19 protein-coding genes are annotated in these 25,639 nt (G+C 65.7%); 9 read left to right on the top strand and 10 right to left on the bottom strand.

Translation table 11 applies throughout. The features are described from left to right. Positions 1-44: 44 nt before the first annotated feature. The 3 genes from RND64_RS21155 to RND64_RS21165 are packed head-to-tail and all read left to right on the top strand — an operon-like array spanning position 45 to position 5,046. On the top strand, positions 45-1,487 hold the full coding sequence (locus tag RND64_RS21155) for a hypothetical protein (RefSeq protein WP_049700393.1): 1,443 nt from the start codon (positions 45-47) through the stop codon (positions 1,485-1,487). After that, positions 1,484-2,524, top strand: coding sequence for a glutamate ABC transporter substrate-binding protein (locus RND64_RS21160; RefSeq protein ID WP_049700392.1), 1,041 nt, complete (start codon positions 1,484-1,486; stop codon positions 2,522-2,524). Before RND64_RS21155 ends, RND64_RS21160 begins: the two co-directional genes overlap by 4 nt. An 11-nt stretch (positions 2,525-2,535) precedes the next feature. After that, positions 2,536-5,046, top strand: coding sequence for a serine/threonine-protein kinase (locus RND64_RS21165; RefSeq protein ID WP_049700391.1), 2,511 nt, complete (start codon positions 2,536-2,538; stop codon positions 5,044-5,046). Between the two features lie 26 nt (positions 5,047-5,072). On the opposite strand, the gene RND64_RS21170 is transcribed toward RND64_RS21165, so the two are convergent. From RND64_RS21170 to RND64_RS21180, 3 genes are read right to left on the bottom strand one after another with little or no spacing between them, the layout of a single operon-like run. Then, positions 5,073-6,290: an acetate kinase gene (locus RND64_RS21170; RefSeq protein ID WP_049700390.1), complete on the bottom strand. Its 1,218-nt coding sequence runs from the start codon at positions 6,288-6,290 to the stop codon at positions 5,073-5,075. Beyond that, positions 6,287-8,389 (bottom strand): phosphate acetyltransferase, encoded by a 2,103-nt coding sequence (pta, locus tag RND64_RS21175; RefSeq protein ID WP_049700389.1) that lies wholly within the window; start codon positions 8,387-8,389, stop codon positions 6,287-6,289. Before pta ends, RND64_RS21170 begins: the two co-directional genes overlap by 4 nt. 54 nt (positions 8,390-8,443) lie before the next feature. After that, positions 8,444-8,992 (bottom strand): TetR/AcrR family transcriptional regulator, encoded by a 549-nt coding sequence (locus RND64_RS21180; RefSeq protein WP_049700388.1) that lies wholly within the window; start codon positions 8,990-8,992, stop codon positions 8,444-8,446. Between the two features lie 111 nt (positions 8,993-9,103). Between RND64_RS21180 and RND64_RS21185 the strand changes: the two genes are divergently transcribed. Next, positions 9,104-9,649, top strand: a complete 546-nt coding sequence (locus RND64_RS21185) for a GNAT family N-acetyltransferase (RefSeq protein WP_049700387.1) — start codon at positions 9,104-9,106, stop codon at positions 9,647-9,649. Here the strand turns inward: RND64_RS21185 and RND64_RS21190 are convergent. Beyond that, positions 9,566-10,567 (bottom strand): DMT family transporter, encoded by a 1,002-nt coding sequence (locus RND64_RS21190; RefSeq protein ID WP_200903286.1) that lies wholly within the window; start codon positions 10,565-10,567, stop codon positions 9,566-9,568. The two genes, RND64_RS21185 and RND64_RS21190, sit on opposite strands and share 84 nt — an antisense overlap. A gap of 83 nt (positions 10,568-10,650) precedes the next feature. Here RND64_RS21190 and RND64_RS21195 point away from each other — a divergent pair, with 83 nt between their 5' ends. Beyond that, entirely contained in the window at positions 10,651-11,571 is a 921-nt protein-coding gene (locus RND64_RS21195) for a LysR family transcriptional regulator (protein WP_049700385.1), read from the top strand. 101 nt (positions 11,572-11,672) lie between these two features. Here RND64_RS21195 and fgd read toward each other — a convergent pair whose 3' ends face one another. Together fgd and RND64_RS21205 are read right to left on the bottom strand one after the other, a co-directional pair. Continuing rightward, on the bottom strand, positions 11,673-12,695 hold the full coding sequence (gene fgd, locus RND64_RS21200; RefSeq protein WP_049700384.1) for a glucose-6-phosphate dehydrogenase (coenzyme-F420): 1,023 nt from the start codon (positions 12,693-12,695) through the stop codon (positions 11,673-11,675). 127 nt (positions 12,696-12,822) lie between these two features. Beyond that, complete coding sequence (locus RND64_RS21205; protein ID WP_049700383.1) at positions 12,823-13,338, bottom strand: hypothetical protein; 516 nt, start codon at positions 13,336-13,338, stop codon at positions 12,823-12,825. 123 nt (positions 13,339-13,461) lie between these two features. Between RND64_RS21205 and RND64_RS21210 the strand changes: the two genes are divergently transcribed. Then, positions 13,462-15,381, top strand: a complete 1,920-nt coding sequence (locus tag RND64_RS21210; RefSeq protein ID WP_049700382.1) for an ABC transporter ATP-binding protein — start codon at positions 13,462-13,464, stop codon at positions 15,379-15,381. Between the two features lie 248 nt (positions 15,382-15,629). On the opposite strand, the gene RND64_RS21215 is transcribed toward RND64_RS21210, so the two are convergent. From RND64_RS21215 to RND64_RS21225, 3 genes are all read right to left on the bottom strand, one after another. Further along, entirely contained in the window at positions 15,630-15,872 is a 243-nt protein-coding gene (locus RND64_RS21215; protein ID WP_049700381.1) for a hypothetical protein, read from the bottom strand. Further along, positions 15,869-17,086, bottom strand: a complete 1,218-nt coding sequence (locus RND64_RS21220; RefSeq protein ID WP_049700380.1) for an acyl-CoA dehydrogenase family protein — start codon at positions 17,084-17,086, stop codon at positions 15,869-15,871. The genes RND64_RS21215 and RND64_RS21220 overlap by 4 nt, the downstream gene beginning before the upstream one ends. A 276-nt stretch (positions 17,087-17,362) precedes the next feature. Then, positions 17,363-18,337, bottom strand: coding sequence for an alpha/beta hydrolase (locus RND64_RS21225; protein ID WP_049700379.1), 975 nt, complete (start codon positions 18,335-18,337; stop codon positions 17,363-17,365). Between the two features lie 369 nt (positions 18,338-18,706). On the opposite strand from RND64_RS21225, the gene RND64_RS21230 reads away from it, so the two are divergent. Continuing rightward, positions 18,707-22,672 (top strand): Pls/PosA family non-ribosomal peptide synthetase, encoded by a 3,966-nt coding sequence (locus RND64_RS21230; RefSeq protein WP_200903285.1) that lies wholly within the window; start codon positions 18,707-18,709, stop codon positions 22,670-22,672. Positions 22,673-22,749: 77 nt separating this feature from the next. On the opposite strand, the gene RND64_RS21235 is transcribed toward RND64_RS21230, so the two are convergent. Further along, entirely contained in the window at positions 22,750-23,322 is a 573-nt protein-coding gene (locus RND64_RS21235) for an HdeD family acid-resistance protein (RefSeq protein WP_049700378.1), read from the bottom strand. Positions 23,323-23,502: 180 nt separating this feature from the next. Between RND64_RS21235 and RND64_RS21240 the strand changes: the two genes are divergently transcribed. Both RND64_RS21240 and RND64_RS21245 read left to right on the top strand, forming a co-directional pair. After that, positions 23,503-24,426, top strand: coding sequence for an acyl-CoA thioesterase domain-containing protein (locus tag RND64_RS21240; protein WP_235434436.1), 924 nt, complete (start codon positions 23,503-23,505; stop codon positions 24,424-24,426). A gap of 70 nt (positions 24,427-24,496) precedes the next feature. Beyond that, positions 24,497-25,597, top strand: coding sequence for a DUF4185 domain-containing protein (locus RND64_RS21245; RefSeq protein WP_235434435.1), 1,101 nt, complete (start codon positions 24,497-24,499; stop codon positions 25,595-25,597). Positions 25,598-25,639 lie beyond the last annotated feature (42 nt).

Below are 25,639 nucleotides of genomic sequence, written 5' to 3' on the forward strand. Positions count from 1 at the left end.
GCAGGTAACACCCGCTACAGACCGATGCAGAGGGGAGTGAGACGGTGACCGGCGATGCATCCCCCGTGCGGGCTGTGCTGACCCGCGCAGGGCGGACCGTACGCCCGGCAACGACGTCGCCTCCGCTTCGTGAGGTACTCAGTGATCGTCGTGAATTGGTTGCGTCGGCACGTGCGGCGGCGCAATCACCGTTCTCGTCGTTGCGGCACTATTCCAAGACGACGCCGGGGAAGCTGATCCTTCTGTGCTTCGTCGTCGCGGTCACCGCACTCGGAACCGGGTGGTACGCGTCGACGACGCTCAACAACCGAACACATCAGTTGCAGACGATGATCGACCGCTCCGAGCCGCTGTCGGAAGCAGCGCAGGTTCTCTACAGCTCGCTCTCGATCGCCGACGCCGCGGCCAACTCTGCGTTCATCTCCGGCGGGCCGGAGAACCCACAACTACGTCAGCGATACTCCGATGCCCTGGCAACGGCGTCGTCGTCTCTGCTGGTGACCGCGGGCAGCGATAGCGGTCCCGGCGCGGATGCGACCGCGCAGACCAGGGCACTCAACTCCGACCTCGAGGTACTCACGACGACCATCCCGGTCTACAGCGGGCTGGTCGAGACCGCGCGTACCAACAACCGGCTGGGCAATCCTGTCGGATCGGCGTACCTCGGTCAGGCGTCGGCGCTGATGCAGGACCGGATTCTGCCCGCGGCCCAGCGAGTGTACGAGCGGCGCGCGCTCGCCATTGCCGATCCCCAGAGCGCACTGACGACTCCGCCGTGGGGGGTCTACGCCGCGCTGCTGATCCTGGCGCTCCTCCTGATCGGAACGTCGCGCTATCTCGCTCGACGGACCCGACGCCGCTTCAACGTCGGGATCGTGGCGGCAATGGTCGCGATCATCGGCGGACTGATCTGGTTGCTCACGTCGGGATTGCTGTCGGTGGCGGCAACCAGTTCAGCCAAGGACGACGGTGCGACGCCGTTGCGTGAACTGACCGAGGCCCGCATCCTCACCCAGCAGGCACGCTCGGCGGAGACGCTGTCGTTGCTTCGACGCGGCGATCAGGCCGGGCTACAGGACACGTTCGAGCAGGCGACCACCCGGATCGGGATGGTGTTGGACAGCCTCGACGAGGCCGACGGGTCGTCGGGTTCGTTGAGCGGCGACCAGATCACGTCGCTGCGCGCCGCGCTCGACCAATGGAAGAAGACCGACGCGCAGGTACGCGACTCGATGACCTCCGGAGACTTCACCCAGGCACGGATCATGACGGTCGGTTCGTCGCCGCAGAGTTCGGAGACCAGCTACAACGCCGTCGACTCTGCCCTGGTGAACGCGATCACGACCACGCGGTCGTCGTTCCGCGACGACATCAACACCGCACAGCGAGTACTCGGCTTCACCGGTAACGGCATCCTCGCGCTGTCGATCTTCGCGACCGTCGCGCTGATCCTCGGGATGATCCCGCGTATCCGGGAGTACCGATGAATATCCCGACTCTGAATATCCCGACTCAACTCAACGCCACCGCTCAACACAGAACCTCGGTGAGGACCGCGATCGCGTTCGTCACGATCGCGCTCGCCACCGTGGTGCTCGCCGGGTGCGTCAGTTTTCCCGCACCCGAGTCGCCCGGGCCGAGTGCCACGGCGCAAGTACCCGAACCACTCGGGGCGCAGTTCGACGTCGCCAAGGAGGCGCCACCCAACTCGTCGTCGTGTGACGCCACGCAGAGCCTGCGCCCGGCGGCGCAACAACCCGAGCCCGCACAGATGCCGCCGGGAAGCACCATGGACGCCATTTTCCGACGCGGCAGGCTGATCGTCGGCACCGACATCGGCTCCAATCTGTTCAGTTTCCGCGATCCGATCACCGGCGACATCCAGGGATTCGACGTCGACCTCGCACACGAGATCTCCCGCGCGATCTTCAACGACCCCAACCGCATCGAGTTCCGGGTGTTGAGTTCGGGCGAACGCATGGACGCCCTGCGCAATCAAGAGGTCGACCTCGTCATCAAGACCATGAGCATCACATGCGACCGCCTGCGTGATATCAGCTTCTCGACCCCGTATTACATTGCATCGCAACGCATTCTGTCGCTACGCGGGTCGGGGATCACCGGGCCGGAGCAGCTTGCGGACAAGAGGGTGTGTGCCGCGCGCGGGACCACGTCGATCGGCCGCATGCAGCAGATAGAACCCCGTGCGAAGATGGTGACCACCACTACCTGGGCCGATTGCCTCGTCATGCTGCAGCAGTCGCAGGTCGACGCCGTGACCACCGACGACGCGGTTCTCGCCGGCCTGGCGACTCAGGATCCGTGGGCGCAGGTCGTCGGCCCGAGCCTCGGTCAGGAGAACTACGGAGTCGGCATACCCGTCGGACACGACGACATGGTGCGATTCGTCAACGGCACGATCGCCGAGATGCGCGCGTCCGGCAGATGGCAGGCGATGTACGACAAGTGGCTGTCCATCCTGGGCCCCGGGTACGGACCGCCCCAACCCACGTACCGCGATTGAGGCGACGCGACATGCCACGAAGTGACAAGCACAGCGCAACGCCGGCCGTGGAGGTCGAGCGTGACGCCACGACCGACGCCACCAACGGCAGCGCTGACCGGGCTGCCGATCTCGACGTCGGCACCCAGCGCGCAGACCTACCCGACCTCGACGTCGGGACCCAGCGTGCCGACCTGGCAGCACTCGACGTCGGGACCCAGCGGGCCGATTTCGCAGCGACGCAGGCGACACCGAGCATGGGGATGCGCGACGAGTCGACCGGCCCGGTCACCTCCGCGCGCGCCCTTGATCCCAACGAAGCGCTGGTCTCGGTCGGGCAGACGCGCAGACTCGTGCCGCGGCGACGGCCACGCGTGCACGACCGTCGACTCGGGTCGGGGCTGGTCGAACTGCCCAAGGTCACCGATACCGAGCCGCAGGATGCTGTGCTCGATTCTCCGGTCATCGCCGAGGGCAAGCGCAATTGCTGGCGCTGCGGACGTCCTGTCGGCCGCTCGTCCGGAGCCGGTGCGGGCGAACTGACCGGAGAGTGTCCCCACTGCGGCGCGCGCTACTCGTTCGTTCCGGGACTCGCGAAGGGCACGCTCGTCGCGGGCCAGTACGAGATCGCCGGGGCCATCGCCCACGGTGGACTCGGCTGGATCTACCTCGCGATCGACCGCAACGTCTCCGACCGACCCGTCGTCCTCAAGGGCTTGCTCAACTCGTCTGACTCCGAGGCGCAGCAGGTCGCACTGGCCGAGCGACAGTTCCTCGCTTCGGTGAACCACCCCGGCATCGTCAAGATCTACAACTTCGTCGAGCACGTCACCGACTTCGGCGAGCGGTTCGGCTACATCGTGATGGAGTACATCGGCGGTCGGACGCTCAAGCAGATCACCGGCGAGGGTGATGAGGGCGACGGGGACGGCTCCGACCATCTGCTGACCGTCGAGCAGGCAATCGCGTACATGCTCGAAGTGCTTCCCGCCGTCGGGTATCTGCATTCGGTCGGATTGGTCTACAACGACGTCAAACCCGACAACATCATGGTCGGCAGCGACGAGGTGAAGCTCATCGACCTCGGCGCCGTCTCGCCGGTCAACGGCTACGGACATCTCTACGGCACACCGGGTTTCCAGGCCCCGGAGATCGTGCAGACCGGACCACAGGTCGTCACGGACATCTACAGCATCGGACGCACCCTGGCTGCGCTGACCGTCGACATGCCGATGAAGGACGGGCGGTACGTCGACGGTCTCCCCGATCCCGACGACACCCCCGTGTTCCGCGACAACCCGTCGTTCTACAAGCTCTTGCAACGTGCGACGGCGCCCGATCCCGACGACCGCTTCTCCTCTGCGGAGGAGATGACGACACAGTTGCTCAACGTGCTGCGTGAGACCGTCGCCGTGCACACGGGTGTGCCACGGCCGTCGCTGTCGACGGTGTTCACGCCGCAGCGCTCGACGTTCGGCACCGAGTTGATGCTCGCCCCCGTCGATGGCTTCTTCGATCCCGACCTCGCAGCCTTCTACGATCCCGTCGACATGGCACGCGCACTGCCGGTCCCCCTCGTCGATCCCACCGATCCCGCTGCAGGACTGCTCAATTCGGCGGCACTGAGCGATCCGAGGCAGACACTCGATTCCATTCACGCGGCGCGGGCGGAGGGATTCCGTTCGCTGCTCGGACAACCGACGTCTGCGGCGCATCCGTCACTGGAGATCGACCTCGCCGAAGCGCGGGCGCACCTCGAACTCGACGACGTCGACACAGCACTCGAACTGCTCCGTGATGTGTCTGTGCAACACGGCGATTCGTGGCGCGTGCAGTGGTACATGGGAATCTGCTCGCTGATGAACGACGAGCCGGAACTGGCGTACGGCTGGTTCGATGCAGTGCTGCAGGCAATGCCGGGCGAGGTCGCCCCGAAGCTCGCGGTGGCGGGTACCGCCGAGCTCATCGGGCGCTGGCTCTCGGACGAGAACGAACCGTCCGAGGGCTCCATGGACCGCATCACCGACATGTATCACGTTGCGGCGCAGAACTATCACGACTTGTGGCTCACCGACCACAGCATCGTCACGGCAGCGTTCGGCATGGCACGCCTTGCCGTCGCCCGCGGTGATTACGACGCCGCGATCGAGCCCCTCGACGAGGTACCCGCGACGAGCCGCCATTTCAACACCGCTCGCGCGACGGCGGTCATCGCCCTCGTCCACGGACGAGACCCGTCGCAGTTGCGCAAGGATCAGCTCGTGGAGGCCGCCAAGCGGATGGAGGCCATGCCCGACAGCGAGCCCCGCAAGCAGCGCCTGAAACTGATCGTTCTCGGCACCGCGCTCGGCTGGGTGCACGGCCATCCCGACGAGGCGGGAGAACCCCCACTGCTCTTAGGGTTTCCGTTCACCGAGGAGGGCCTGCGCACCGGAACCGAGAAGTCGCTGCGCTACCTCGCGCGGCAGACGCGCACCAACCGCGACCACCGGTTCCTACTCGTCGACCTCGCGAACTACGTGCGGCCCTGGTCGCTGTTCTGAATTGAGCCGCTGTTCTAACTGGGTCGCTATTCCGGCTGCTCCCCGCGCGCCACGGCTGCTGCCTGGCGTGCGATGGCCAGTTCTTCGTTGGTCGGCACCACGAGCACGTCGATGGCGCTCGAGTCGGCCGAGATGCGTCGAGCCTGCTTGCCGCGCACGGAGTTTCGCTCGTCGTCGATGACGATTCCGTAGGTCTCCAGACCGGCCAGCGCGTCGCGACGCACGTTATCGGCGTTCTCGCCGACACCCGCGGTGAAGGTGATCGCGTCGACCTTGCCCAGCTCGATCATGTACGCCCCGATGTAGCGGCGCAGGCGGTGGATGTAGACCTTATACGCACGCTTGGCGTTCTCGTCGCCGTTGTCCATCCGCGAGGTGATGGTGCGAAAGTCGTTGTCGCCGCATAAACCCTTGAGTCCGGAGTTCTTGTTGAGCAGGGTGTCGAGTTGATCGTTGGAGAGCTTGGCGACGCGGCTCAGGTGCAGCAGTACGCCGGGGTCGATGTCGCCGCTTCGGGTGCCCATCACCAGACCCTCGAGCGGCGTCATGCCCATGCTGGTGTCGATCGGTTCGCCGTGTGCGATCGCCGACGCCGACGCACCGTTACCCAGGTGCAGGACGATCTGGTTCAGATCCGCGTAGTCGCGACCGAGGAACTCCGCGGCCTTGCCCGAGACATACTGATGGCTCGTGCCGTGAAAACCGTAGCGCCGCACGGCATGCAGGTGTGCGACACCGCGGTCGATGGCATAAGTCGCGGCCTCATCGGGCAGATCGTGGAAGAACGCGGTGTCGAAGACGGCGACCGACGGGACGTCGGGAAGCTTCTTGCGCGCCACCTCGATACCAGCGAGGTTCGCCTTGTTGTGCAGGGGTGCGAGGGTTGAGATCCGCGAGATCTCCGATACCACCTCGTCGGTGACGAGCGTCGGATGAAAGAAGCTGCGCCCGCCGTGCACGACGCGATGTCCGACGGCGCTCAATCCCGCTGTCGCCAGGTCGGTTCCCGACTGCGCGAACATCTCCGACGCCGCGTCGAGTGCAGCCGAGATGTCGTGGAGCGGCTCGGTGCGCGTCGACTTCTCGCCGTTCTGCTCGTGAGTGATCGACGACTCGTCCTCACCGATTCGCTCGGCTATCCCCTCGGCGATCACCTCTGCCGTATCCGGATGCAGTAGTTGATATTTCAACGACGACGACCCGGCGTTGAGGACCAGCACGGCGCCCTCGGTGGATGTACTCATCGGCCTGACTCCTGTGCGTCGATGTTCTGGGCCTGGATGGCGGTGATGGCGACGGTGTTGACGATGTCGGAGACCAGTGCGCCACGGGAGAGGTCGTTGATGGGGCGTCGAAGTCCCTGCAGCACAGGGCCGATCGCGACAGCACCCGCACTACGCTGCACAGCCTTGTAGGTGTTGTTACCGGTGTTGAGGTCGGGGAAGATCAGGACCGTCGCGCGGCCGGCAACCTCGGAGTCGGGCATCTTCGTCGCAGCGACGCTCGGTTCCACGGCGGCGTCGTACTGGATGGGACCCTCGACGGAGAGCTCCGGAGCTCGTTCCTGGACGAGATCGGTTGCGACGCGCACCTTGTCGACGTCGGCGCCGGTTCCCGAGCGACCCGTCGAGTACGAGAGCATCGCGACCCGCGGGGAGATACCGAACGCGGATGCCGTTGCGGCCGAGGAGATCGCGATGTCGGCGAGCTCTGTGGCGGTCGGATCAGGGACGATGGCACAGTCGCCGTAGGTGAGCACCTTGTCGGGTAGGCACATGAAGAACACGCTCGACACCGTCGAGACTCCGGGGACCGTCTTGATGATCTCGAACGCCGGTCGGATCGTGTGCGCGGTGGTATGCGCTGCGCCGGAGACCATTCCGTCGGCGCGTCCCGTGTGCACGAGCATCGTGCCGAAGTACGAGACGTCGCGCATCCGCTCCTGGGCGTGTTCGAAATCCATTCCCTTGTGCTTGCGGAGTTCTGCGTAGATGCGCGCGAATTCGTCTGTCAGCTCGGAGTTCGCCGGATCGATGAGTTCGACGCCGTCGAGATCGACCCCGAGCTCGTTCGCACGGGCGGTCACCGATTCCGGGTCGCCGAGGATGATCAGCTCCACGACTCCGCGCCGCAGCAATTGCCCTGCGGCACGCAGGATTCGGTCGTCGCTGCCCTCGGGAAGGACGATGCGCTTGAGATCCGACCGCGCACGGGTGATGAGCCCGTACTCGAACATCTGGGGGGTGACGACCTCCGACGGCTTGACGTCGAGCACCTTGATCAGTTCCTCGGGCTCCACGTACTGCTCCATGAGTCCGAGCGCCGCGTCGATCTTGCGTGCCGACCCGATCGCGATACGTCCGCGGGTGTCGGCGGCGATTCGTGCGGTGTCGTAGGTGCCCTGTTCACAGGTGATGACCGGAAGCTTGGACTTCAATCCGCTGACCAGGGCGTCGATCATCGGATGCGGTTTGAGACCGCCGTTGAGGATGATGCCGGTGAGTCGCGGAAAGCCTTGTGCGGCATTTGCATTCACCAACGAGAGCAGCACGTCGGAGCGATCGGCCGGGGTGATCACCACCATGCCCTCGGTGAGTCGTTCGAGGATGTGCTCCGCGGTCATGCCGCCGACCATCACCCGTAGCGCTTCGCGGTCGAGGAGTTCCGGGTCGCCGCTGTACATCTCGGCGCCCAACGACTTCTTGAGCTCGGCCATCGTCGGCGCGAAGAGCACGGGCAGTTCTGGCAGGCACCAGCACGGGACGTCGAGTTTGGCCAGTGCGGCGCCGATCTCGTCGATGTGCGCGGGATCGCAGCGGTTCGCGACTATGGCCGCAGTGGTCGCATGCATCGCTGCGATCTCGGTGCGCAGGTGTTCGGCGAGGTCGCGTATCTCGGTGGGTGTGCGGTCGAGTGCCTTGAGCGCCAAGATGATCGGAGCCGAGAGGTTGGCCGCGATGCGCGCGTTGTACGTGAGCTCCGACGGGTTACCGACGTCGGTGTAGTCCGAACCGACGATGACGACGGCGTCGCACTGTGATTCGACGGCGTGGAAGCGCGCGACGATGTCGGCGATGGAGCCGCTCGGGTCTGCGTGTACCTGGTCGTACGTGACGCCGATGGCGTCGTCGTAGCTGATGTCCGCAGAGGTGTGTTCGAGCAGGAGTTCGAGGAGGTAGTCACGCTCATTGTGTGCGGCCCGCGAGATGGGCCGGAACACGCCGACCCTGCCTCCGGTTGCCGTCAGCAGCGACAGCACACCGAGCGCCACCGCCGATTTTCCGGTCTCCGCTTCCGCGGACACGATATAGATCTTCGTTGCGCTCACAGCGTCGGGCGACATAGTGGTCAGCGTAGTTGGTGCCCCGACCGCGCGTCGCGGGTGAGGTGGCCCCGGTCAGGTCACGATTGCCCGAACGATCAGGTCGGCGATCTGCTCGTCGGTGAGGCTGCTGTCGGGAATCAGCATCAGCGAGTAGATGGTCCGGACCATGAACTCGGCGGCGCCACGCGCATCGGGGAACAGTTCGGCCTGCACCTGCGGTGCGACGTCGGGCAGCGTGGCGTCGACGATCTTCTCGATCAGGTCGGGTCCGTCATCGTCGTTGGTCGCGACCAGCGCGCGCACGATCTCCTCGGGCTCCTGACGGAGGACGTACTGCAGCGCCTCGTGCTCGCGGATGTGGGGCAGCACGCCGAGCACCTGTGCCCGCACCTTGCCCGCGGCGTCGGGTGCGGTGTCGGACCATTCGCGTAGTTTCACCCGCAGGAGCGCGATCTCGCGGTCGAGCATGGCAGCGACGAGAGCGTCACGTCCGCCGAACATGCGGTAGGCCGTCGCCCGAGCCACCCCCGCGTGACGGGCCACAGACGTCAGGCTGAGTGCCTTCGCACCGAAACGCGACACCAGCGCGACGCCCACATCCACAAGACGATCCGATTCCATGCTTGAGAAGTTAGCGAATCGGGCAGACGTCGGCGCAGGGTACCGGTCACTTTCGCTGCACGGCGCAGTGCACGCGGTGGCACGTGACCTCATGCCCTAGGCTCGGCGCCCATGGAGATTCGCGACGCGCGCGCAGGCGACGTCCCCGGCATCACGCCCATCTACAACGATGCCGTCGAGAAGACCACCGCGATCTGGAACGAACAGATCGTCGACGACGCGAACCGGCTGGCGTGGTTGACGCAGCGCCAGGACGCGGGGTTCCCGGTGCTGGTCGCGGTCGACGATTCATCGGCAGCTGCGCCGGTCGTCGGCTACGCGACCTACGGACCGTGGCGGCCGCACGACGGCTACCGGCACACCGTCGAACATTCGGTGTACGTGCGTTCCGATCAGCGCGGAAAGGGCACCGGGCAGGCGCTGATGCGCGCACTGATCGACCGCGCGCGAGCCGAGGGATTCCACGTCATGGTCGCTGCCATCGACGCCGCCAACGAGGGGTCGATCCGCATTCACGAGCGGCTCGGCTTCACGCGCGTCGGGCTGCTGCCGCAGGTCGGGACGAAGTTCGGCTCATGGCTTGACCTCGCACTTCTCCAGCTCACTCTCGACGGGCATGCTCTGGATGACGGGGCGGCTCGCGACGCTCACGACTGAGGCGCGCGCCCTGCGCCGCGGAAGGCGGATCAACCCGCGCGTCATCGCCACGCCCGCGAGGCAGAGGACACCTCCGGCGATCCGCAGCGGCGTCGGCACCTCGCTGAGGACCAGCCACGACAGCACGATCACCAGAGCGGGCACGACGAGTGACGTCGCCGCCAGTGCACCTGCACTCGTACGCGAGAGCGCATATGCCCAGGTGGTGAAGGCTATGGCGGTTGGGCCAACGCCGAGGAAGATCATCGCGGCGATGTCGGAGGCAGGTGCCGCGGCAACCTCCCGCACGGCGGCGGGAGCAACCGGCACCGTCGCGAGCACCCCGGCCATGACTCCCCAGAACGTCGCCGAGAGGGCGTCGATGTGGCTGAGCGCCACCTTCTGCACGAGCACGCCCGTGGCATAGAGCACCGCGGCCGCCACTCCGAGCGCGATACCGAGCCAGTCCGCATGCGGCCCCGAGCCGCCGGCCGTGATCAGCACGACGCCCGCGAATGCCACCCCGATACCGACGAGCAGTCTGTGTGAGAACCCCTCACCGAGGAACAGTCCGGCGAACACCGCAACAAGGATCGGCGCGAAGTTCACGAGAAGTGCCGCCGTGCCGGCGTCGAGATGCTGCTCGGCCCAGTTGAGCGTCACGGTGTAGAGCGCGAACCACGCGACGCCGTACACGAGGACCAGCACCAGTCCCCGGCCGCGCGGGAGTGGCGGCAGGCCGCGCCCGAGCCCGTTGCGGCGTCGCATCACCACGACGATCGGCACGAGCGCGACCAGGGCGGTCGCCAGTCGGCCGAATGCCAGCGCACCGGGCGAGAACGACTCGCCCGCCGACCGGATGGCGATGAAGGCCGACGCCCACAGGATCACGGTGACCGTGGCAGCGATGGCGGCAAGGTCGGGGGTTCGACGCGTCATGCCTTTCATGATCTGCCCGAGAATAATTCAGCACAAGTTCATATTTCTTCACGACTCTTGAGTACCGCTGTATATTCACGGGCATGATCGATCCCCACCGTCTGAGAGTGTTCCGAGCCGTCGTTGCGGAGGGCTCCGTCGGTGGCGCGGCGTCGGCTCTCGGCTACACCCCGTCCGCGGTGAGCCAGCATTTGGCGACGCTGCAGCGCGAGACCGGACTCACGCTTGTCGAGCGCGACGGTCGCGGCATCGTCGCGACCGAAGCGGGTCGAACGTTGGCGGCGGAGTCCGAGGGCATCTTCGACCACTTCGCGCGGCTCGAGGGGCTCGTCGCCGATCTGCGGCAGGGCCGGGCGGGCACGCTGCGTGTCACCTACTTCGGGTCCGCGGGGGCGGCGTGGATGCCGACGGTCGTGGCGCAGATCCGCCGCGAATTCCCCGCGCTGCGGCTCGACCTTCGACTCCTCGAGATCACCGATCCCCTCGTCGCGCCACCGGATGTGGAGATCGGCATCGACGACCCCACGCCCGCGATCGGCAGCTCGTCGTCGAACGATTTCGACGTCATGCCACTCGTCTCGGATGCCTACCACGTGGTGGTCACACCCGACTCCCCTTTTGCGACAAGGGATCACGTGTTGCTGCGCGAGCTTGCCGACGAGGTCTGGATCGACAACGATATCGCGCGTGGCCCCTGCCGCGCAGCGCTGCTGCGCGCCTGCACCGCAGCGGGTTTCAGCCCGTGCTTCGGCGTGGAGACGCACGACTACCTGACCGCGATCAACTTCGTCGCCGCCGGGGTCGGGCTCACCGTGGTGCCCGCGCTGGCGCTCGTCGACGTTCCCGACTCGGTCCGCGTGGTGCCGATCGCCGAACCGACTCCGCGCCGGGCGATTTCGATTCGACGCCGCCACACGATCCGCGAGCACCGCGCCGCCGACCGCGTCGTCGAACTGGTGCGGGAGCAGGCGCGGCGGACACACGGCGCGCTGGTCGGGGCGTGAGGCGCGGCCCCGGGGCGCGCAGAAAAGTACACGCCCTGGGCCGTTGACGTGTACCGGTACAGGTCAATAGCCCAGGGCGCGTAGGTTTCTGCGCGTGGTTTCTAGTCGGCCACGGACAGCTTGCGCAGCCGCGGGGCGAGGTCTTTCTCGAAGTTGTCGAGGAAGCGCTGCTGATCGTGGCCGGGCGCGTGGAAGACCAGGTGGTTCAGGCCGGCGTCGGTGTAGAACTTGACCTTCTCGACGGCCTCGTCGGGGTCGGATGCGACGATCCACCGCTTGGCGACCTGCTCGATGGGCAGTTCGTCGGCAAGGCGTTCCATCTCGGTCGAGCTGTTGACGCTGTTCTTCTGGTCGGCGGTCAGCGACAGCGGCGCCCAGAAGCGGCAATTCTCCAGTGCGAGTTCAGGATCGGGGTCGTACGAGATCTTGATCTCGATCATGCGGTCGATCTCGGCAAAGTTCCGGTCGACCTTCTCCGCACCCTCACGAACGGCCGGAATGAGCTTCTCGGTGTAGAGCTCGGGACCCTTGCCGGACGTACAGATGAAGCCGTCGCCCGAGCGGCCCGCATACCGTGCGACGACAGGTCCGCCCGCGGCCACGTAGACCGGGATCTGGTGCTTGGGCAGGTCGTACATGTAGGCGCCCTTGGTGTGGTAGTACTCCCCCTCGAAGGTCACCTCCTCGCCGGTCCACAGCTCGCGCATGAGCTTGATGGCCTCGCGCAGACGAGCGAATCGCTCCTTGAAGTCGGGCCACTCTCCCTGAAATCCGGTGGCGTACTCGTTGAGCGCCTCGCCCGTGCCGACGCCGAGCATGATGCGGTCGGGATACAGGCAGCCCATCGTCGCGAACGCCTGCGCGATGACTGCGGGGTTGTAGCGGAAGGTCGGGGTCAGGACCGACGTGCCGATCTGTACGCGGTTGGTGCGCTCGCCGACCGCGGCCATCCACGACAACGAGAACGGCGCGTGGCCGCCGTTGTGCCGCCACGGTTGGAAGTGATCGCTGACGGCCACCGAGTCCATGCCGTGCTCCTCGGCCGCGACGGCGATCTCCACCAGCTCACGGGGCGCGAACTGCTCCGCCGAGGCCTTGTATCCGAGCTTGAGTTGCTGTGCCATGCCTTCACCTCACTGCCGACGACCGTCTATGTGATCCAACGTACTCAGGCAGCAGGGCCGACAGTTGCGTGGGATCCAGGGGTGCATTTTTGTACCCGTGCGTCCCACACAACTCGACCCGCGAGGCTCACGGGGTGATCGCGTCGGCGGACCGCCCGCGGGGAAGTTCGACGGCGTAGCTGTAGTGACAACCGAGGTCGGTCCGATCAGGCGCGTCGGAGTTGTCACGAAACCAACTGATGCACGCCTCCGCAGCGAGTAGCCGATCGCGCGTGTAGAGGTACCCGTCGGTGCAGTCGTCGAACGGATCGTCGTCCTGCCAGGTTTCGATGGGCATCGATGATGCGTCGTGGTCGACGAAGCGCAGTGTCCGCAGAGCGGTGCGCGACCTCCGCACCAGGAATATGCCGTCACTCAGGACGTAGACCTGCACACAGATGGCGTCCGGCGCGGCGAAGTCGGCCTCGTCGTCGATGTCGAGATCGTCCTCTTCGACCTCGGCTTCCAGCTCGTCCCAATCATCTGCCAATCGGACATCGTTGGGGCCGAGGCTGAACTCGAGTCCGGGCGGTTGGTCGTCGAGCGATTCGGCGACCCACGCAAGCATCGAGTCCCAGTCGTTGATCGGATAAATCTTGGCCATGACTCACATTCTCGACTGTGGGTATGACACGCAGCGCTCTGCGATGGGCCGACTTGGCCCGTCCGCTATTAGCGCAACGCACGGCTGGACTTAAACCTTACTTGAGCTTCTACTCTTGAACTCATGAGTATGCAGTCCGTCGCCTGGGACATGATGTACAAGTCGTCGAACTCGCCGTCGCGCAAGCGGCTGCGCGGTGACCGACGAAGCACGCTGCGTCGCATCATGACCTTCGCGCGCCCACACCGCGCCCGTATCGGGGTGTTCCTCGCGCTGTCGGTGTGCACCGCGGTGCTGACGGTGGTGACGCCGATCCTGGCAGGGCGCGTGGTCAATCTGATCAGCGAGGCTGGATCGGGCGGGACGATCGTCGGACTCGCGGTGTTGATCGCGCTGATCGCCGTCGCCGAGGCCGCAGCGGGAATCGGCACGCGCTGGTTGTCGGCGCACATCGGTGAGGGGCTGATCCTGGATCTACGACGCTCGGTCTTCGACCACGTCCAGAAGATGCCCGTCGCGTTCTTCACGCGTACCCGAACCGGCGCGCTGGTGAGCCGACTCAACAACGACGTCATCGGCGCGCAACGCGCGTTCAGCGACACGCTCTCGGGTGTGGTGTCGAACATCGTGACGTTGGCGTTGACGCTCGGCGTGATGTTCGCGATCAGCTGGCAGATCACCCTGTTGGCGTTGGTTCTGTTGCCCGTCTTCGTGATTCCCGCACGCCGCATGGCTCGACGGATGGCCGCCCTCTCCCATGAGGCAGCCGAGCACAACGCGCGGATGTCGACACAGATGACGGAACGCTTCTCGGCACCTGGCGCGACCTTGGTCAAGCTGTTCGGCAGTCCGACGTTGGAGAGTCGTGAATTCGCCACGCGCGCAGACAGGGTCCGCGATATCGGCGTGCGACGCGCGATGCTGCAGGGCGTCTTCATCACAGCACTGACGTTGGTGTCGGCGTTGGCACTCGCGCTCGTCTACGGACTCGGCGGCTGGCTCGCAGTGCATCAACACCTCTCCGCGGGAGCCGTTGTGGCACTGGCGCTCTTGCTGACGCGCATGTACGCGCCACTCACCGCACTCGCGAACGCGCGAGTCGAAATCATGAGTGCGCTGGTCAGTTTCGAGCGGGTCTTCGAGGTGCTCGATCTCGCGCCCCTGATCGACGACAAGCCCGACGCCACCGACGTTCCCGACGCCGACGACGGTGTGAGCGTCCGATTCGACCACGTCTCCTTCGGCTATCCATCGGCCGACAAGGTCTCCCTGGCCTCGCTGGAAGAGGTTGCGCAACTGGACAGTCGGGGCGGGACTCAGGTGCTGCACGACGTCGACATCGACGTCCCGGCGGGCTCGATGGTCGCGCTGGTGGGGAGTTCCGGCGCGGGCAAGTCGACGATCGCGAGTCTTGCCACCCGCCTGTACGACGTCGACGAGGGCGCCATCCGCCTCAACGGCGTCGACGTGCGCGACCTGCGCAGCGAATCGGTGCACCGGAATGTCGGATTGGTGACCCAGGACGGACACCTATTCCACGACAGCGTCCGCGCGAATCTCGTTCTGGCTCAACCAGATGCATCCGACGCTGCCATCTGGGACGCGCTCCGCAGAGCGCGGCTCGACGAGTTGGTCGCGAGCCTGCCCGACGGCCTGGACACGATCGTCGGCGAACGCGGGTATCGATTGTCGGGCGGCGAACGTCAACGCATGACCATCGCGCGACTCCTGTTGGCACACCCCGCCGTCGTGATCCTCGACGAGGCGACCGCGCACCTGGACTCAACGTCGGAAGCCGCGGTTCAGGAAGCGTTGGCTGAGGCACTGCAGGGGCGCACGTCGATCGTCATCGCGCACCGGTTGTCGACGATCCGTGCCGCCGACCAGATCGTGGTGATCGAAGCAGGGCGCGTCGTCGAACGCGGTGATCACCGAACACTATTGGCGGCCAACGGACGATACGCGCAGCTCTATCGCACACAGTTCGCCGACGCGAGCTCCGAGCAGCAGGCGGAGTGCCGCCCGGAGACGTTGAGCGCGTAGTGGTTTCGACACGGCTGCTCGCTACGCTCGCGGCCTGCTCAACCAGCGGGAGGGGACGGCCTGCCGGCGGGGCGGCTGGCCAGCCAGCGGGATGGAACTGCCTGCCAGCGGGGTGAGCTCGCTCAACAGCGAGCGGGAAGGCGACCAGCGGGGTAAGCGGGCAGAGCGCGTAGCGGTTTCGACACGGCTGCTCGCTGCGCTCGCGGCCTGCTCAACCAGCAGGTCGGCCCGGACCGGTCCGTTTAGCGTTAGTCCTCGTCGTCGTGGCGGTCCGGAATGGGCGGGGCGAGTTTGGCTTTGCGGAACGTGAGCCCGACCATCGCGATGTTCACGACGATGATCCCGATGCCGAGTACCACCCACAGCCACTGCTGGTTGTTCCACCAGTTGACGACGAGCAGCCCGACGCACACCATCAGCACGACGGAACCGAAGATCACCATGCCGCGGGAGAAACCCTGTGCGGCGCGCTGGAATTGGGGATTGGTCACCGGAAGGCATCCTGTCCGGTGAGCGCCTTGCCGATCATCAGTTGGTGCATCTCGCTTGTGCCTTCGTAGGTGAGCACGGATTCGAGGTTGTTGGCGTGCCGCATCACCGGGTATTCGAGTGTGATTCCGTTGGCGCCCAACAGTGTTCGACACTCTCGGGCAACGGCGATCGCTTCGCGGACGTTGTTGAGTTTGCCGAGGCTGATCTGCTCGGGTGCGATCTTGGTCTCGTCCTTGATGCGCCCCAACTGGATGGCGAGCAGGAATGCCTTGCCCACCTCGAGTGCCATGTCTGCGATCTTGGTCTGGCTGATCTGGTACCCCGACAGCGGCTTGTCGAAGACCTCGCGGTCGGCGGTGTAGGAGAGTGCGCTCTCCAGACAGTCGCGCGCCGCGCCGACGACACCGAAGACGATGCCGAACCGCGCTTCGTTCAAGCAACTCAGCGGACCCTTGAGTCCGGTCACCTCGGGCAGCATCGCTGAAGCCGGCAACCGCATGTCCTCGAAGGACAGCTCGGCGGTGATCGACGCCCGCAGCGACAGCTTGTGCTTGACCACCATCGACCGGAAGCCGCGGGTATCCGTGGGGACGACGAATCCACGAATTCCGCGCGATCCCTCTTCGAGATCGGTGCGCGCCCACACGATGGCAACGTCGGCGACGCTGCCGTTCGTGATCCACATCTTGGAACCGTTGATGACCCAGTCGTCGCCATCGCGTTTCGCGACGGTCCGCATGCCCGCCGGGTTCGAGCCGAAGTCGGGTTCGGTCAGGCCGAAGCAACCGATCGCCTCGCCCGCAGCCATCTTGGGCAGCCATTCTTCGCGGTGTTCTTCGCTGCCGAAGGCGCGGATCGCGAACATCGCGAGCGATCCCTGCACCGACATGAAACTGCGCAGACCTGAATCGACGGCCTCGACCTCCAGGCAGGCCAGCCCGTACTCGGTCGCAGACGTTCCGGCGCAGCCGTATCCCTCGAGGTGCATGCCGAACAGGCCGAGCTTGCCGAACTCGCGGGCGAGGTCTCGGACGGGAAGCGTGCCGTCCTCGAACCACTCGCCGACGTGGGGACGCAGACGTTTGGCGCCGAAGTCGCGAACTGTGTCGACGATCGCCCGCTCCTGGTCGTCGAGCAACCTGTCGAAGCCGAAGAGCTCTCCGACCGTCTTGGTCTTACTTGCCCCAGTCGAATGTGACGCAGTCGCACTCACCGTTGTCCACCACCTGTTTCTCGACGCCGCGCGGGATGTCTGCCGCGCCTCTCCACTATGGCAGTTCGACGCCGCGCTTACGTCGACGACCGGGAGGTTGGGCGTTCGACGCCGCGGGGTTGGGCGTTCGACGCCGGGGGGAGTGGTCTCGACAAGCTCGACCAGCGGGCGCAGCTCGACCAGCGGTGGGGTGGTCTCGACAAGCTCGACCAGCGGGCGCAGCTCGACCAGCGGGCTCGGCTCGACCAGCGGCTCGGCTCGACCAGCGGCGTCCGCTCAGCCGACCGCCTTGGCGTCGCGCTCGTCGGCGGCCTTGGCGTCGCGGACCGCCTGCGTGGTGAAGGCGGCGGTGGTCTCGACGGCGTGCAGCGTCTCGGTGTGGCGGGCGTTCATGACCGGGAACGCGTGCACCTGCCAGGAGTAGCTGTGCGCGACGGCGTCGACTCCCGCCTCGTCGAGCCGTTCGATCAGTTCGATCACGTCGGCTTCGAGCATCTCGTTCTCTGCCGTGATCATCACCGTCGGTGGGAACGCCTCGGCATCGATGTCTGCGGCGCGGCGAGCACCGCGCAACGGGATCGGACCCCGGTCGAGCAGCGGGACGAGGCGAGCCATCTTGCTCATCGGCAGATAGGCGTCGGAACGGCTACAGCGGTCGGGGTTGGTGCCCAGGTCGAGGTCGAGTAGCGGGGAGAACCCGATGAGGGCCACCGGTGTCGGCAGACCGGCCGTGTAGGTGCCCTCGGCGACCTTCATCGCCAAGAAGCCGCCCGCGGAGTCGCCCGCGACGATCAGCCGTCGGTATCCGCGCTCGCTGAGCAGTTCGCGGTAGGCGGCCATGGCGTCGTCGACCGATGTCCCGACGCCCGCCTTCGGCAGCTGGCGGTACTCGAGCGAGAAGACCGGCAGCGCGCACGCCTTCGCGAGTCGGGCGACAATCGAGCGGTGTGTTCCCAGACCTCCGACGACGAATGCACCGCCATGGAGGTAGAGGATCGCGGTATCGGCGTCGCGCCGCGACGGTCCGCTCGGCATGACCACCTCTGTGGGTCGGCCTGCGAGCTCCATCTGCTCACGAACAACGTGTCTCGGTTCTGGCGCTCCGGCGAACAGACGATCGATCAAGAAGAGTCCGGCCAACCCTGGCCTGTTCAACGGCCACACCGCGAGCGTTGGTTTCAAGAGTGCACGAGTCGCAAACCACAGTGGGTACGAGAGCGCACTCGCCTTTCGGTGATGCACAATTGGCATGCTGTTTCTCCTCACCCCAACCCAACCGCGAGAAAGTGATGCGCGATCAGAATCGTGTGGCGGCGTCGACGGCAACCACGGGCCGAATTCCCTTGGCTAGTATTCCTGCACAGAGTGCTCCCGCGAGGTTTCCCACGGTGAGATATCTACAGTGCAACTACCTACAGTGTGTTCGGAACCGATGAATGTGAAGCTACACCCGTTTCGGGAGACCGACAGTCTGGCGCCGGGATTTCCGAGCGCGATCTCACCAGCCGCGCAAATCAGAGAGCTAGGACACTCCACAGCAGCCATGTCAGCGACACCATGTGATGCGTACGCATCCGCATCAGGGTCAACATTCACTCTCGAGAATCGGCGGTACCCGGCGTGACTGACACGGATTCGCGTCCTCTCGGGTTGCCCAATTCCATTCCCTCCGAGTTTCTACTGTCGGCTCAGGCGGCACCGCCACGCACATTGTGCGACATCCTCGACGCCTCCGCCGCGCGGTACCCCGACGCTCCCGCCATCGACGACGGCGACCAAATCCTCACATATGCGCAGCTCACCGCCGTAGTACGACGCGGCGCGGCACGGTTGGAGCAGCTCGGGGTGCGTCGTGGTTCGCGAGTCGGCATCCGGATGCCGTCCGGTTCACGCGACCTCTACACCGCTATCTTGTCGGTGCTCTACGCGGGAGCCGCCTACGTTCCGGTCGACGCAGACGACCCGGAAGAACGCGCGACGCTGGTCTTCGGTGAAGCGAAAGTCGACGCGATCGCCGACGCTGAGGGAATTCACGTCACGGCCGGTGCATCCCCCGACCCCGCCGCCGCTTCCCTCACTCCTGACCCAGCAGCCCCGGAATCAACAGCCACGGCCGCCTCATCCGACGCCAACCGCCCGACCCCTGGGGACGACGCGTGGATCATCTTCACGTCGGGATCGACCGGAACCCCCAAGGGCGTCGCGGTCACGCATCGCAACGCCGCCGCATTCGTCGACGCCGAGGCGACGATGTTCTGCCGCGACGAACCGCTCGGCCCGGGCGACCGGGTACTCGCAGGCCTGTCTGTCGCCTTCGACGCCTCGTGCGAGGAGATGTGGCTCGCGTGGCGTCACGGAGCATGCCTGGTTCCCGCACCTCGGTCGCTGGTGCGCAGCGGCATGGACCTCGGGCCGTGGCTCGTCGCGCGCGACATCACCGTCGTGTCGACGGTGCCGACCCTCGCATCACTCTGGCCCCCGGAGGCGCTCGAAGCCGTTCGACTGTTGATCTTCGGCGGCGAGGCGTGTCCGCCCGAACTCGCCGACCGGCTCGCCGTCGATGGCCGCGAAGTGTGGAACACCTACGGCCCCACCGAGGCGACAGTCGTCGCATGTGCGGCTCTCCTGGGTGGCCCCGGCCCGGTCCGCATCGGATTGCCTCTACCCGGTTGGGATCTCGCCGTCGTCGGAGCCGACGGACTGCCCGTTGCCGAAGGAGAAACCGGTGAGCTGATCATCGGCGGCGTCGGCCTCGCGCACTATCTCGACCCGGCCAAGGATGCTGAAAAGTACGCTCCCATGCCAACTCTCGGCTGGGACCGCGCCTATCGAAGCGGCGATCTGGTACGCCTCGACCGTGAGGGCCTGGTGTTCGGAGGTCGCGCCGACGATCAGGTCAAGGTCGGCGGCAGGCGAATCGAACTGGGCGAGATCGACAACGCACTCCAGCACCTGCCCGGAGTGAGCGGCGCGGCGACCGCGGTCCGAAAGACAGCCGCGGGCAACAGTTTGCTCGTCGGCTACCTCGTCTCCGCCGACCCCGAGTTCGACGTCGCCAACGCGCATAGCCTTCTCGCAGAACAACTTCCGGCACCGATGGTGCCGCGACTCGCGCTCGTCGACGAACTGCCGACCAGGACGTCCGGCAAGGTCGACCGCGACGCACTCCCGTGGCCGCTACCGGGCACCGACAACTCCGACGACGAGGACGCAAGCGACCTCAGCAGCACCGAAGCGTGGCTGGCTGCGAGGTGGACAGATGTTCTCGGCGCGACCGTGACGAGTGCAGGGACCGACTTCTTTGCCGAGGGCGGCGGCTCGCTCGCCGCGGCGCAGTTGGTGACGGCAGTGCGCGAGCGCTACCCCGAGATCACCGTCGCCGACCTCTACGACCACCCGCGGTTGGGCTCACTCGCGGAGTTCCTCGGCGAGACGACAGCCGCGGAGGTCGTCGACCCGCGTGAGGTGAAACCGACCCCCGCTGCCACCGGTGTCGCGCAACTACTCCTGTCGGTGCCGCTGTCGACGCTGACCGGACTGCAATGGGCGACGTGGCTCGGCGTCGTCAACAACATCGGTGCGTGGGCCGCCCGCAGGCTGGATGTGTCGGTGCCCTGGCTCGTCGAGGTCAACTGGTGGGTCGTGCTCGTCGCGTTCCTCATCTTCATCACACCGCCCGGCCGGATGGTCATTGCCGCGATCGGATCGCGCATCTTGCTCGGCGGCGTCGATTCGGGCACCTATCCTCGCGGCGGCAACGTGCACATTCGACTCTGGGTCGCCGAGCGACTGCTCGTCGCCAGTGGCGCCGCCAACCTGTCGGGTGCGCCGTGGATGATCTATCTGGCACGCGCGCTCGGCTCGTCCGTCGGGCGCGGCGTCGACCTGCACACGATTCCACCTGTGACCGGAAAACTGACCATTGGCGACGGCGCGTCCGTCGAACCAGAGGTCGACGTCGCTGGCTGGTGGATCGACGGCGACCTCGTCCACATCGGCGAGATCGTGATCAAGCGCGGTGCGACGATCGGTGCGCGGTCGACGCTCGCCCCCGGCGCCGTCGTCGGCAAGGATGCTGAGGTCAGCCCCGGATCTGCGGTGTTCGGTCGAGTCAAGGCCGGGCAGCACTGGGCCGGATCGCCCGCGGTGAAGATCGGTAAGGCGACGCATTCGTGGCCCGATCACCGTCCCCGTCGCGCAAGCATCTGGGTCCCGCTCTACGGGCTGTCGTCGATGGTTCTCGCTGCGATCCCACTGATCTCCCTGGGTGTCGGGCTGCTCGTCATCGGGACATGGGCGCTGCACGCCGACCGGCTCCGCGACGTCGCAATCCGTTCGCTGATCCTGCTACCCGCCGCGACCATCGTCAGCCTCGCTGTGTTCGCCGCGATCACCGCAATCCTCGTGCGCGCGATGTCACTCGGTCTCGAGAAGGGCTATCACCCGGTGCGTTCGCGCGTCGGGTGGCAGGTGTGGATGACCGAGCGACTGCTCGACTCCGCCCGCACCTATTTGTTCCCCCTCTACGCCGGCCTGCTGACACCGTGGTGGTTCCGCGTTCTCGGCGCGAAAGTCGGCAAGGGCACCGAGATTTCGACGGCGCTGGTGCTGCCGAAATTCACGACCATCGCCGACGGCGCGTTCCTCGCCGACGACACCATGGTCGCGTCGTACGAACTCGGCGGCGGCTGGATGCACATCGACGACGTCAAGATCGGCAAACGCTCGTTCCTCGGCAACTCCGGAATGGCAGCGCCAGGCCGCAAGGTACCCAAGAACGGTCTCGTCGCCGTGCTGTCGGCCGCACCCGACCGAGCCAAGTCGGGGTCGAGTTGGCTTGGTAGTCCACCGATTCGACTTCGACGCACCGCCGCGACAACCGACACGTCGAGGACGTTCGATCCGCCCGTGCGCCTCAAAGTGGCACGCGCAGTGATCGAGACGCTGCGACTGATCCCGGTGATGATCTCGTTCGGTCTCGGCATCTTCATGCTGCTGAGCCTGCAGTACATCGCCCAACAGGCGAACTACGCGATCGCCGGTCTGGTCAGCGGCCTGCTGTTGATCCTGTGCGGTGCCATCGCGTGTTGCATTGCGGCAGCGGCGAAGTGGGCCGTCGTCGGCCGGATCGAAGTGTCCGAGCATCCGCTGTGGAGTTCGTTTGTGTGGCGTAACGAGCTTTCCGACGCCTTCGTCGAAACCGTTGCGGCACCGTGGTTTGCCAACGCCGCGACCGGAACTCCGGTCCTGAATGTGTGGCTCCGGCTTCTCGGCGCCCAGATCGGCAAGGGCGTGTGGTGCGAAACCTATTGGCTCCCTGAGGCCGACCTCGTGTCGCTCGGTGCGGGCGCGACCGTCGAGCGCGGCTGCGTCGTCCAGACGCACCTGTTCCACGATCGGGTCATGGCCATCGACCGCGTGGTTCTCGCCGACGGCGCGACGCTCGGACCGCACTGCGTCGCGCTACCCGCGTCCGGCCTCGGCGAATCGGCGACCGTCGGCCCCGCGTCGTTGGTCATGCGTGGCGACGTCGTGCCCGCGCACACCCGCTGGCAGGGCAATCCCATCGCCCCCTGGCACGACTGAGTCCCGGACCGGCCGTCCAACGAAAAGCGGTGGCTCCCCGTTGCCGGGGAGCCACCGCTCGAGGACAAGAGGGGCGGTCAGACCGCCTGGTCGGAGACCTTCTTGGGGAGGTTGAACAGCGTGATCACCGAGATCACGATGAGGAAGATTCCCGCGACCCACACCAGCACGCTCAGCGCCCACATCGACGAGCCGATCAGCAGCACGAGACCTGCCAGTATCGAGATCACGCCGGTGAGGATGAGGTACCAGGTCGGGGCGTGCGCGGTCTTCGAGAACGCGGTCACCAGGTCGCCGATTCCGTCGAAAAGCCAAGCGAAACCGATGAAGAGCGCGAGGAACCAGACCGCATTCGCCGGGCTGAACAGGGCAATGACGCCCATGACCAGAACCAGGAAGCCAAGTATTCCGGTAAGGATGCGCCAGCCCGTTCCGAGGAACTTTGCAGCGAACGCCACATAGATGCGGAAAATGCCCGCAACAATGAGCGCGATACCGAAGAGAACCGCGAGCACGACCACCGTTGCCGAAGGCCACACAACCGCGATGATGCCAAGCACGATGCCGATGATCGATGTCACGATCATGGCGGTCCGAATAGAGCTGATCAATTCGTCAGGGATCTGTTTTGCATACGGCGCAAAGGTCATGCGGTTACCTTATCCCCGCAGCGGTCGTTGTGACGGGATTCAGACGCAACTGAGTGAAAGCGCGTTGCTCGAGGGGGCGGTTCCGTGCACGCGTCTGTGTCCGAGTAAGAGTGATTCGTGTCAAAAACCCGCTCATTTTTCACCCCAAACAGCTCAGCAGCGTCGTCCGACAACGGCGTCGTGACCCCCACTTCGTATGCATTGAGCCTCTGGGCTCCCGGCACGCTCAACGGGCCCGCGGTGTGCGCTCTTGCCGCGCACCGCGTCGAGCAGCAGTTCGGCGAGGACGGTTTTCGACCTGCGCGGTTCACGATCGACATGTTCAAAGTGGCGCGAGAGGTACCGACATTCACCCGTGGCCGACTCGTCCGCGCGGGTCGTCGAATCAGGGTCGCAGAGCTCGACGTTGTGCAGTTCGACGGCGCTGTGCAGTTTGGGGGCGCGAGCACCGGCGACTCGGATGCTGGCGACTCCAGCGCCGAAGAGGTCGTCGTGGCACGGGCGACGGCGGTGTTCCTCCGGACGTCTGCGAACCCGCCGGGCACGCGGTGGCGGCGGCCCGACGAGGCTGTCACCTTCCGACCGCCGACCGAGCCCATCGGTGCCTCGGATGTCATGTCTCGCTTCTCGTCGGATGTTCCAGAAGCAGGTGTTCCAGAAGCAGATGCCTCAGACACAGATGTCCGCGACGCCGCGGGGCCGTCGAACGGCGCGTGGAACACCGACATGGGCGCGCATCAGAACGGTGGGCGCAAGCGGCTCTGGTCGCATCCGCTGCCCGCAATCGACGGCGAACAAGTGACAGCTTTCGTGAAGGCGGTGACCGCTGCGGAGTCGACGAGTCTTGTCACGAACTGGGGATCGAGCGGTATCGGCTTCATCAACTGCGACCTCACCGTCGAACTTGCTTGTCTCCCGCAGGGCGACTGGGTGGGCGTCGAGGCGGACAGCCACATCGAGAGTGACGGCATTTCCATCGGTACCGCCGGACTGTTTGATTCGCACGGAATGTTCGGAATGGGGACTGTCACCGCGGTCAACAATGCCGCCGCGGAGATCGATTTCACCAGCGTCGATCTCACCGATCGATATCGTGAGGCGTAATTGTCTGCTAATCGGAGAGAACCGCTCATTACAACGAGATGTAACCGTTAGGTCTTGATAGGGTCACGCCATGTCACTGGGCTGGAGTGGTCGGAAGGTGCGCGTGGCGGCGCGAAAACGAGTCATGGCGACCGTCGTCGCAGTCGCTGCGACGACGGTGACCATCGGCACGGTGGTGGCTCCGACAGCACCGGCCGCCACCTACGCCGCGGGCGCAGCGACCACAGTTGCGCGCCTGACCGGACCCGGTTCGATCAACGACACCCCTGGCCGCTACAACATCTACGGCACCGACCTCGGCACGATGTGGGACAACGGCAGGGGTGAAATCCTCGCCGCGTTCGGCGACACCCAGACGTTCAACGGGTGGTCGTTGCTCTACGGACAGCTCTGGTACTGGCAGTCCAACGCACTGCTCCGCAGCACCGACCGCAACCTCTCCGACGGCATGACCTTCACCAGCCACGCCGGTCCCCCGAGACAGGCCAAGCGCCTTTTGAAACCTGATCTGCGCAAGGAGATCACGATCATCCCGACCGCGGGTGTCGCCGCAAACGGCAGGCAGTACATGAGCGTGATGTCGGTCAAGCACTGGGGACAGCCGGGAGTCTGGTACACCAACTGGTCGGGACTCGTCGCGTCGGACGATAACGGCAACAACTGGCGCGCACTCAACGCCTTCCGCCCCAACGGCGGAGGAAACAAGAAATTCCAGATGACAGCGTTCCTCAAGGTCGGCGATACCGTTTACACCTACGGGACTCCCGACGGCCGCTTCGGCGCGGTGTACGTCGCGCGGGTGAACGCCAAGGACATCGAGAACCTCGGCGCCTACGACTACTTCTCCTACGGGAACTGGGTGCGCGGCAACCCATCTGCGGCAACCCCCGTCATGCCCGCACCGACCGGCGAGATGTCGGTGGCCTACAACAGCTATCTTGGTAAGTTCATCTCGCTGGGCCAAAGCGACAACGGTGTGGTGATGCGGACCGCCGACGACCCGGTTGGCCCCTGGACGTCTGGTGAGTTGGTCGTGCCGATGAACAACCCGCTGACCGGATACGCGCCCTTTATCCACCCGTGGTCTCAGGGCAGCACGCTGTACTTCACGTACTCGGTGTCGGTGGGATACCAGGTCTACCTGATGCGGTTGCCGCTGCGGCGGGATTGAGCACGACGGTCGGCGAGCGCACCGCGTGCACCCACCGACCGT

Source organism: Gordonia sp. w5E2 (genome assembly GCF_036540975.1).
In the GTDB taxonomy this organism is placed as follows: Bacteria; Actinomycetota; Actinomycetes; order Mycobacteriales; family Mycobacteriaceae; genus Gordonia; species Gordonia jacobaea.